The 9,189-nt window shown below is 31.5% G+C and carries 8 protein-coding genes and 2 pseudogenes; 5 read left to right on the top strand and 5 right to left on the bottom strand.

Annotated elements, in window-relative coordinates; genetic code table 11:
* From ABI549_RS12435 to ABI549_RS12425, 3 genes and pseudogenes are all read left to right on the top strand, one after another.
* Positions 1 to 121 (top strand): annotated as a pseudogene (locus tag ABI549_RS12435) (serine/threonine protein phosphatase); the annotation flags it as partial.
* Between the two features lie 47 nt (positions 122 to 168).
* Complete coding sequence (locus tag ABI549_RS12430; protein ID WP_348076785.1) at positions 169 to 696, top strand: DUF6646 family protein; 528 nt, start codon at positions 169 to 171, stop codon at positions 694 to 696.
* A gap of 85 nt (positions 697 to 781) precedes the next feature.
* On the top strand, positions 782 to 1,363 hold the full coding sequence (locus tag ABI549_RS12425; RefSeq protein WP_348076784.1) for a PhnA domain-containing protein: 582 nt from the start codon (positions 782 to 784) through the stop codon (positions 1,361 to 1,363).
* 65 nt (positions 1,364 to 1,428) lie between these two features.
* On the opposite strand, the gene ABI549_RS12420 is transcribed toward ABI549_RS12425, so the two are convergent.
* From ABI549_RS12420 to ABI549_RS12410, 3 genes are all read right to left on the bottom strand, one after another.
* A complete protein-coding gene (locus ABI549_RS12420; RefSeq protein WP_348076783.1) occupies positions 1,429 to 2,982 on the bottom strand; it encodes an aldehyde dehydrogenase family protein in 1,554 nt (517 codons plus the stop codon).
* A gap of 128 nt (positions 2,983 to 3,110) precedes the next feature.
* Positions 3,111 to 4,652 carry a glycine--tRNA ligase gene (locus tag ABI549_RS12415; protein ID WP_348076782.1) on the bottom strand — a complete coding sequence of 514 codons (1,542 nt, stop codon included), beginning with the start codon at positions 4,650 to 4,652 and terminating at the stop codon, positions 3,111 to 3,113.
* A gap of 170 nt (positions 4,653 to 4,822) precedes the next feature.
* Entirely contained in the window at positions 4,823 to 5,680 is an 858-nt protein-coding gene (locus ABI549_RS12410; RefSeq protein WP_348076781.1) for a hypothetical protein, read from the bottom strand.
* Between the two features lie 71 nt (positions 5,681 to 5,751).
* Here ABI549_RS12410 and ABI549_RS12405 point away from each other — a divergent pair, with 71 nt between their 5' ends.
* Together ABI549_RS12405 and ABI549_RS12400 are read left to right on the top strand one after the other, a co-directional pair.
* The gene (locus ABI549_RS12405) at positions 5,752 to 6,435 is read left to right on the top strand and encodes a phosphoribosyltransferase family protein (RefSeq protein WP_348076780.1); all 684 of its coding nucleotides are present in this window, start codon (positions 5,752 to 5,754) and stop codon (positions 6,433 to 6,435) included.
* Between the two features lie 86 nt (positions 6,436 to 6,521).
* The gene (locus ABI549_RS12400; protein ID WP_348076779.1) at positions 6,522 to 8,123 is read left to right on the top strand and encodes an Ig-like domain-containing protein; all 1,602 of its coding nucleotides are present in this window, start codon (positions 6,522 to 6,524) and stop codon (positions 8,121 to 8,123) included.
* Here the strand turns inward: ABI549_RS12400 and ABI549_RS12395 are convergent, their stop codons facing one another.
* Both ABI549_RS12395 and ABI549_RS12390 read right to left on the bottom strand, forming a co-directional pair.
* Positions 8,124 to 8,888, bottom strand: a complete 765-nt coding sequence (locus ABI549_RS12395; RefSeq protein WP_348076778.1) for a nitrilase family protein — start codon at positions 8,886 to 8,888, stop codon at positions 8,124 to 8,126.
* Positions 8,889 to 8,962: 74 nt separating this feature from the next.
* A pseudogene (locus ABI549_RS12390) lies at positions 8,963 to 9,189 on the bottom strand (succinate dehydrogenase/fumarate reductase iron-sulfur subunit); the annotation flags it as partial.

The following is a 9,189-nucleotide window of genomic DNA, read 5'->3' as shown; positions in this document are numbered from 1 at the left end:
GAATGTAGATACTGGAGCCGCTTTTAATGGGCCACTAACCATTATGGATATTGATACTAAAGAATTCTGGCAAAGCGAAAAGTTACCTGATTTATATCCAAACGAAAAAGGCAGAAATTAAATAGGAACTTATTATATTTGCCAATATTATTAAATCTACAAATTAAGATGAAAAAAATGATTACACTATTACTTGTTATTTCGGCAAGTATAGCAAATGCACAAGCATATAAAGGAAAAGGAGATATTAAGGCGCAAGTTGGCGCAAATATCCAAAGTGGCGGAACAGGAATTTTTGTTTCTGCAGATTTTGGTGTTGGTGAGAACATGTCTGTTGGTTTTTCTACAAATTATTTATTGTCTGCAAAAAACACCTATTTGTCATATGACACAACAACATTAGTTTTCGAAGAAAATAAGCCAAAATTTATAGATAGAATCGATGCAAAAGCTCGTTTTAATGTAAATTTAGGAAATGTTATTGGTCTTGACGAAAAAATGGACATATATCCAGGATTAGATTTAGGAACAAGAAATTTTGGTGCTCATACTGGATTTCGTTATTTTTTTACTGATGGTTTCGGTGTTTTTGGCGAAGCTGGAATCCCTATTGCAAAATATAGCAAAAACGATGATGGATTTAAATATTACAACAATCAATTTACATTTAATGTAGGTGTGTCTTTTAATTTATAAGAAATTTTAAAAAACAATAAAAATCACTAATTCACAAATTTTCAATTAAATATTTGTGAATTAGTAGTTTTTTAATAAAAAACTCATGACTCCAATAGAAAAAAAATTATACGACAGAAGCGATTCAAAATGTGAATTATGCGGTTCAACCGAAGATTTAAGAATACATTTAACCAAAGAAGAAGCTATTTCTGTAGACAACTCTGCGTTGGTTTGTAGTACTTGCAAAAACCAAATTGAGAATACAACAACCACCGATCCAAATCATTGGAGATGCCTTAGCGACAGTATGTGGAATGAAAATAAACCTGTACAAGTAGTTGCATGGCGTATGTTAAACAGATTGAGATCAGAAGGTTGGCCTCAAGATTTGCTTGACATGATGTATCTTGACGAAGAAACTTTGGTTTGGGCAGCAGCTACTGGCGAAGGAGAAGATGAAGAAGGTAAAATAGTGCATAAAGACGGAAATGGAAATATCCTGAAAGATGGAGATTCGGTAGTTTTAATCAAAGATTTAGATGTAAAAGGAGCTTCTTTTACTGCAAAACGTGGCGCAGCTGTTCACAACATCAAATTGGTATGGGACAATGCCGAGCAAATTGAAGGTCGTGTTGAAGGGCAGCACATTGTGATTTTAACGCAATATGTGAAGAAGACGAAATAAAAATTTTCTTATAAAACAAAAAAAGGACTTCAATTGAAGTCCTTTTTTTATGCATTCTTTATAGATTACAAATCAAATTTAATTCCTTGTGCTAATGGTAATTCATCAGAATAGTTAACGGTATTTGTTTGTCTTCTCATGTATACTTTCCAAGCATCTGAACCAGATTCTCTTCCACCACCAGTTTCTTTTTCTCCACCGAATGCTCCACCAATTTCAGCACCAGAAGTTCCGATGTTTACGTTGGCAATACCACAATCTGAACCAGCAAATGATAAGAATTTTTCAGCTTCTTTCATGCTGTTAGTCATAATTGCAGAAGATAAACCTTGTGCTACACCATTTTGTTTGTCAATTGCATTTTCTACTTCACCTTCATATTTCATTAAATATAAAACTGGCGCAAATGTTTCATGTTGTACAATTTCAAAATGATTGTCAGCTTCAATTATAGCTGGTTTTACATAACATCCTGATTCGTATCCTTCACCAGATAAAACACCACCTTCAACTAATACTTTTCCACCTTCAGCTTTTGCTTTTTCAATTGCAGCTAAATAAGTATTTACAGCATCTGTATCGATAAGTGGACCAATATGATTTTTTTGATCTAACGGATTTCCAATAGTTAATTGACCATAAGCACCAACAATCGCATCTCTTACTTTATCATAAACAGATTCGTGAATAATTAATCTTCTTGTCGAAGTACATCTTTGCCCAGCTGTTCCAACCGCACCAAAAACCGCACCAGGAACTACAACTTTTAAATCGGCAGTTGGTGTGATGATAATTGCGTTGTTTCCACCTAATTCTAATAAAGATTTACCAAAACGTTGCGCAACAGTTGCACCAACAATTCTTCCCATGCGAGTTGAGCCTGTTGCAGAAATTAATGGAATTCTTACATCAGTAGTCATCATTTCACCTACTTTGTAATCTCCATTAATAATACAAGAAATTCCTTCTGGTAAATTATTTGCTTTTAATATATCTGCAATAATATTTTGACAAGCAATTGAACATAATGGTGCTTTTTCTGAAGCTTTCCATACACAAACGTCTCCACATATCCAAGCTAATGCTGTGTTCCAAGCCCAAACGGCTACTGGAAAGTTAAAGGCTGAAATAATTCCAACAACACCTATGGAGTGCCATTGTTCTCTCATCACGTGACCAGGACGCTCAGACGGAATCGTTTGTCCGTTTAATTGACGTGATAAACCCACTGCAAAATCACAGATGTCAATCATTTCTTGAACTTCACCATAACCTTCTTGTAAAGATTTACCCATTTCATAAGAAACTAATTTCCCAAGTGGTTCTTTTAATTCTCTTAATTTATTTCCAAACTGACGCACAATTTCACCACGTTGCGGTGCTGGCATAGCTCTAAAACTTTTAAATGCTTCCGTTGCGCTTTGCATTACTCTTTCGTAATCTGCTGCAGTAGTCGATCTTACTTTTCCTATTAATTGACCATCTACTGGCGAATAACTTTCTAATAATTCACCATTTGAAAACCATTCGCTTCCTGTTGAAGTTCCTTCGTTTATTGCTTTTACACCTAATTGTGCTAATGCTTCGGTCATACCGAATTGTTGTGCTATTGTTGACATTATTTTCAAATTAATTTCTGCAAAGTTATAACTTTTTGTTTAATCATGAGTTTGATAGCTTAATAAAAAACGCCTTAATTTATATCGCATAAATTAAGGCATTTTAAGTAATTGTGTTCGTTAAGAAACTACATTTTCATCAACCAGTTTTTTACCGAAACTTCGTTGTTAATAATATCTCTTAATTCAGAAATTTTAACCCTGTCTTGTTTCATAGTATCGCGATGACGGATAGTTACCGTTTCGTCTTCTAATGTCTGATGATCGACTGTAATACAAAATGGCGTTCCTAATGCGTCTTGTCTTCTGTAACGTCTCCCTACAGCGTCTTTCTCATCGTATGCTACATTGAAATCCCATTTTAAGTCTTCAATAATTTTTCTAGCAACTTCTGGCAAACCATCTCTTTTTATTAATGGCAAAACGGCAGCTTTAGTGGGTGCTAAAACTGATGGTAATTGCAGAACTGTTCTTGTTGAACCATCTTCTAGTGTTTCTTCTTTTAATGAATTTGAAAAAACGGCTAGAAACATTCTGTCTAATCCTACTGATGTTTCTACAACATACGGTGTATAATTTGCATTGGTTTCGGTATCAAAATATTGTAATTTTTTACCTGAAAACTTCTCGTGCGCTTTCAAATCGAAATCAGTACGAGAATGTATTCCTTCTAATTCTTTGAATCCGAATGGGAAATTAAATTCTATATCAGCAGCTGCATTAGCATAATGTGCTAATTTTTCGTGATCATGAAAACGGTAATTTTGTTTTCCTAGTCCTAGTGATAAATGCCAGTTTAAACGAGTTGTTTTCCAATATTCGTAATACTTCATTTCTTCGCCTGGTTTTACAAAAAACTGCATTTCCATTTGTTCGAATTCACGCATTCTAAATATAAATTGACGAGCTACGATTTCGTTTCTAAATGCTTTTCCGGTTTGTGCAATTCCGAAAGGAATTTTCATACGACCAGATTTCTGAACATTTAGGAAGTTTACAAAAATACCTTGCGCAGTTTCTGGACGCAAATACAAGTCCATCGCAGATTCTGCTGAGGCTCCAATTTTTGTACCAAACATTAGGTTAAATTGTTTTACTTCTGTCCAATTTCTTGATCCTGAATCTGGACAAGCAATTTCTAATTCTTCGATTAGTGCTTTTACGTCGGCTAGATTTTCAGTTTCTAGGGAACGAGCCATTCTAGCTAGAATTTCGTTCTTTTTAGAAAGATATTCTACCACGCGAGCATTTGTAGTTATAAATTCCTCACGATTAAAGCTTTCGCCAAAGCGAACACTTGCTTTTTCGATTTCTTTCTCTGCTTTTTGGTTTAATTTTTCGGCATAATCCTCAATTAAAACATCTGCTCGGTATCTTTTTTTGGAATCTTTATTGTCTATTAACGGGTCGTTGAAAGCGTCTACGTGACCTGAAGCTTTCCAAGTAGTTGGATGCATTAATATTGCAGCATCAATTCCTACAATATTTTCGTGCATTTGCACCATCGATTTCCACCAATATTCTCGTATATTTTTTTTTAGTTCTGCACCGTTTTGAGCATAATCATATACTGCGCTCAAACCATCGTAAATTTCGCTTGACGGAAAAATAAATCCGTATTCTTTTGCATGTGAAATTACGTTCTTAAATAAATCTTCTTGTTTTGCCATAATGCAAAAATAAGAAAAAGGGAATGAAAATTATAGAAAAAATTAATCAAAAAAATATTGATTATATATACAAGTAAAAAGAAATTCACTTGTTTTTAATTTATAAAAAAATATCAGAAATTAAGTATTAAACCAACTAGTTTATTTTGAGAATTTGCGATAAAATCTTATTATTTTAGAGTGAAAACAGTATTTCCAATTAGATTAATCCCAGAAAAAATATTTATTTCGTAATCACCTCTCAACATATCATCTTTATTAGGATCTACAAAAACACAAACATCTAGTTCTTCATTGTCGTAAAAAATATTGGTTTTTGCACTGAAGTGCAATAATTTATCTTCAGATTCGACAAAATCTCCATTTTTGTTTACAATTTTATTTTTAGGATTAACAATTTGAATGTATAAATCTTTATTCCCTTTCAAGGCTGCTTTATTTTCTAAAAGTGTGAAACAAACTTTTATTTGTTCTGTATTACTAAAACGCTTAGTTTCAATAATGTTGTTAGATACAATTCTTATTCCGTTTGCATACACATTTGTTGCAGTGAGGTTTTTAGAAATACCTATTAGTTTTTCGTTATTAGAATTTTGTTTCTGTAATTCTTTATTTTTACTAATTAAAATACCAACCTGATTTGTAAGCAATTTATTTTGCTCAACTTCCTTCTTAATAGTGAAATTAAGAGAGTCTATTTTTTTTACAAAACGATTATTAACAGATAGGTTAGATTCCTCACTCAAATTTTTATTTGCCTTAAAAATTTCTTTAACAGAAACAGTTTTACTTTTATGATCAAGTATATTAGCCTGAATTAGATTTTTGTTTTTAAGTAATTCCGAATCATAACGATCAAATATTTCTTTCAAATCGTTTGTATATGTTTTTTTATCTATTAGAATTGTTTCTTTTAGCTTTTTATATTTTCTTTGACTATCATAATATTTTACAGCAAGCACCATAGTCACAGACACAAAAACAATAGATGTTAATTTTATTATAGTTAAGGTAGTTTTTGACGTCATCTTTGGGGAAAGTTTAGTATTTATAATAAAAATATATATTATATTCTATAATTAAAAATAAAGTCGATAAAATGCTTAAAAATCTGATAAAATTATTTTTTCCAGAACTCTGTTCTGGATGTTCTGAAATACTCTTTACAAACGAAAATATAATTTGCACTTCATGCAGACATAAAATACCACTAACCAATGATTTATTAGCTGCTGAGAATGATTCTTTCAATAAATTTTATGGACGAATTCCTATTGAACACGCCTCAGCAATGTTGTATTATCACAAAAAAGGAATCGTACAACAGCTCATTCATAATTTAAAATATAGAAACCATCAAAAAATAGGGGAAATATTAGGGCAATGGTATGTTAATGATTTGAATAATATTGAAATACTACAAAATATAGATTATATCATTCCAGTTCCTTTACATAAAAAAAGACTAAAGGAGCGCGGTTATAATCAGGTAACAACTTTTGGAAATGCCATTGCAAATGGATTGAAGAAGAAATTTGACGACACTATTTTAGTACGAAACGAATATGCTACAACACAATCTAAAAAAGATTTATTAAATAGAAATTCTGTATCTGAAACCACTTTTCAAGCGCACTTTTCAGGCATTCATCACAACAAACATTTCTTACTTATAGATGATGTTCTTACTACTGGCGCAACACTCGAAGCATGCGGAAAAGCAGTCTTACAAATTCCAGGTGCAAAATTGAGCATTGTTACTATTGCCATGTCTCAATCTTAAATTTATTTAAAAAGGTTAAACAATTTTAAAATTATTTCGTTTAAACTAAATATAGTCGTTATTTTGTAACGATTAAATTAAGTTTCATGAGAAAAATTCATATACTAATAGTTATTTTTTGCACTTTACTTATTGTAGTAAGTTGCGCAAAAAGAGGTACGATAACTGGCGGTGATAAAGACACTAAACCGCCTAAAATTACGGCTAGTTCTCCAGAAAATTTCTCTACAAACTTTAACAAAAACACTATCAAAATCACCTTCGATGAATATGTAAAAATTAAAGATTTACAAAAACAGCTCATCGTTTCGCCCCCAATGAAAACTCCAATAACGGTTTTGCCACAAGGAAGTGCTAGCAAATATATTACTATCAAAATTAATGATACTTTGAAGCCAAATACTACGTATAGCTTCAATTTCGGAAAAAGTATTGTCGATTATAATGAAGGAAATCCTTATCCGCAATTAAAATATGTACTTTCTACAGGAACATTTATCGATTCTCTTTCTATAGAAGGTATTATTAAAGATTCTTACGAAAAAAACACTGACAAATCTGTAAATGTAATGCTTTATGAAGTCGACGAAAAATATAATGATTCGATTATTTACAAACAAACACCTCGTTATATAACCAATACTTCCGATAGTTTAAAATCTTTTAAAATTGAAAATATTAAAGCTGGGAAATACAAATTAGTTGCGCTCAAAGAAAAAAGCGACAATTACAAATTTGACCCAAACAAAGACAAAATTGGTTTTTATGACCAAATTATTTCCGTTCCTGACAAATCTATCTTCGAATTAGAATTATTTAAAGAAGAAGCTAAATTTAAAACAAAAAAACCATCGCAAGCTTCAGGAAATAGAGCAGTTTTTGGTTATGAAGGAAATCAAAAAAACATAAAAATTGAAGCTAAACAAAATGGAAATGTTATAAAAACAAGGCTGACAAAATTTACAGGTAAAGATTCTGTTCAAGTTTGGTTTTCACCTATAAAAAACGATTCTATTCAATTAAATATTGAAAATGGAAAGTACAAAAAGGATTATATTGTTAAACTAAAAAATCAGCGTCAGGATAGTTTAAAATTATCCACGAAGCAAAACGGAGCAATTTCTTTTGGAGAAAATTTTACTATTAGCACAAAAACTCCTTTAGACAAGTTCGATTTAACAAAAATGACTTTAACAAAAAAGGATTCTTCAAAAGTTGATTTTAAAACCAATTATGATGAATACAATCAGAATTTGGAGGTTTTATTTACCAAAGAACCAGAAGAAAAATATACCTTTTCTTTGCTACCAAATGCTGTTGAAGATTATTTAGGTCAAAAAAATGACAGTCTTACTTTTAAATTTTCGACCAAAAACACTTCCGATTACGGAAACCTAAAAATAAATTTAAAAAATGTAAAATCTTTTCCTGTTATTATAGAATTAACCGATAAAGATGGTAAAATTTTCGCTACAGAATATTCAGAAAATAATCCAACCATCGAATTTCTTTTAGTTGAACCACAAAAATATTCACTTCGGGTTATATATGATGAAAATAAAAATAAACAACGTGATACGGGAAGTTATTTAGAGAATCGTCAGCCTGAAGAAGTTGTTCATTATCCTACAGAAATAGATGTGAGAGCGAACTGGGACGTGAATCAGGATTTCGATTTGAGTAAATAATTATCGCATCTCAAACGCATCCTTATCGTTTAAAAAACCAAATTTATTTCTTGTTTCTAGCATTTTTTGTTTTTCTAAAACGACTATAAAAATACCTTCTTTTTCCTGAGGTTCGAGAATAGAATTTCCGAGAAAATCTACCGCTTGTGAATGTCCAATATATTCGTGATTATTTGTATCAACGCCTATTCGATTTACTCCAATTGTATAACACATGTTCTCGACAGCACGTGCTTTAAGCAGAATATCCCAAGCATTTGTTCTAGGTTTTGGCCAATTGGCAACATAAATTAACACATCATAATCTTCAATATTTCTTGCAAAAACGGGGAAACGTAAATCGTAACATATTAGTGGACAAATTTTGAAACCTTTGTATTCAACAATCAGTTTTTTATTTCCCGAAGTATAAACCTTGTCTTCTCCAGCTAAAGAAAACAAATGTTTTTTGTCATAATATTCGATTTCTCCCGATGGAAAAATAAAAACCAATCTATTGTAGAAATTGTCATTTTCTGCAATAACTAAACTTCCAGTAATAGCGCAATTTTTGGATTTTGCTAAAAATTTTAATAATGTAATCGTTTCGCCATTCAGTGTTTCAGCAACAGATTTTGGATTCATAGTAAACCCAGAAGTAAACATTTCTGGAAGTACAATTAAGTCAATTCCTTCTGTAATCGAATTGATTTTTTGTTCGAAATATCTTCTGTTTTCAGTTGGATTTTCCCAATGAAGTGCAGATTGAATTATGGCTATTTTCATAAATTAAATTTACTAAAAAAACGCATTCAAATAAATGAATGCGTTTTTGTTTTTATCTATAAATTTATTGTTATTTATCCTTTCAAACTCGCAGACAAATATTCTCTATTCATTCTTGCAATGTTTTCTAAAGAGATTCCTTTAGGACATTCAACTTCGCAAGCTCCTGTATTTGTACAGTTTCCGAAACCTTCTTCATCCATTTGGCGAACCATATTCAATACTCTTTCGGTAGCTTCTACTTTTCCTTGTGGTAATAAAGCGTATTGAGATACTTTTGCACCTACAAATAACATGGCAG

It is taken from the genome of Flavobacterium sp. (assembly GCF_039932285.1).
Taxonomy (GTDB): Bacteria; Bacteroidota; Bacteroidia; order Flavobacteriales; family Flavobacteriaceae; genus Flavobacterium.
This window is presented reverse-complemented; position numbering and strand designations above follow the sequence as displayed.

What these genes read in the sequence shown, in the direction of transcription:
- ABI549_RS12415 (WP_348076782.1), bottom strand. Translation starts at nt 4,652, where the DNA reads ATGGCAAAACAAGAAGATTTATTTAAGAACGTAATTTCACATGCAAAA.
- ABI549_RS12395 (WP_348076778.1), bottom strand. Translation starts at nt 8,888, where the DNA reads ATGAAAATAGCCATAATTCAATCTGCACTTCATTGGGAAAATCCAACT.
- ABI549_RS12400 (WP_348076779.1), top strand. Translation starts at nt 6,522, where the DNA reads ATGAGAAAAATTCATATACTAATAGTTATTTTTTGCACTTTACTTATT.
- ABI549_RS12420 (WP_348076783.1), bottom strand. Translation starts at nt 2,982, where the DNA reads ATGTCAACAATAGCACAACAATTCGGTATGACCGAAGCATTAGCACAA.
- ABI549_RS12410 (WP_348076781.1), bottom strand. Translation starts at nt 5,680, where the DNA reads ATGACGTCAAAAACTACCTTAACTATAATAAAATTAACATCTATTGTT.
- ABI549_RS12430 (WP_348076785.1), top strand. Translation starts at nt 169, where the DNA reads ATGAAAAAAATGATTACACTATTACTTGTTATTTCGGCAAGTATAGCA.
- ABI549_RS12405 (WP_348076780.1), top strand. Translation starts at nt 5,752, where the DNA reads ATGCTTAAAAATCTGATAAAATTATTTTTTCCAGAACTCTGTTCTGGA.
- ABI549_RS12425 (WP_348076784.1), top strand. Translation starts at nt 782, where the DNA reads ATGACTCCAATAGAAAAAAAATTATACGACAGAAGCGATTCAAAATGT.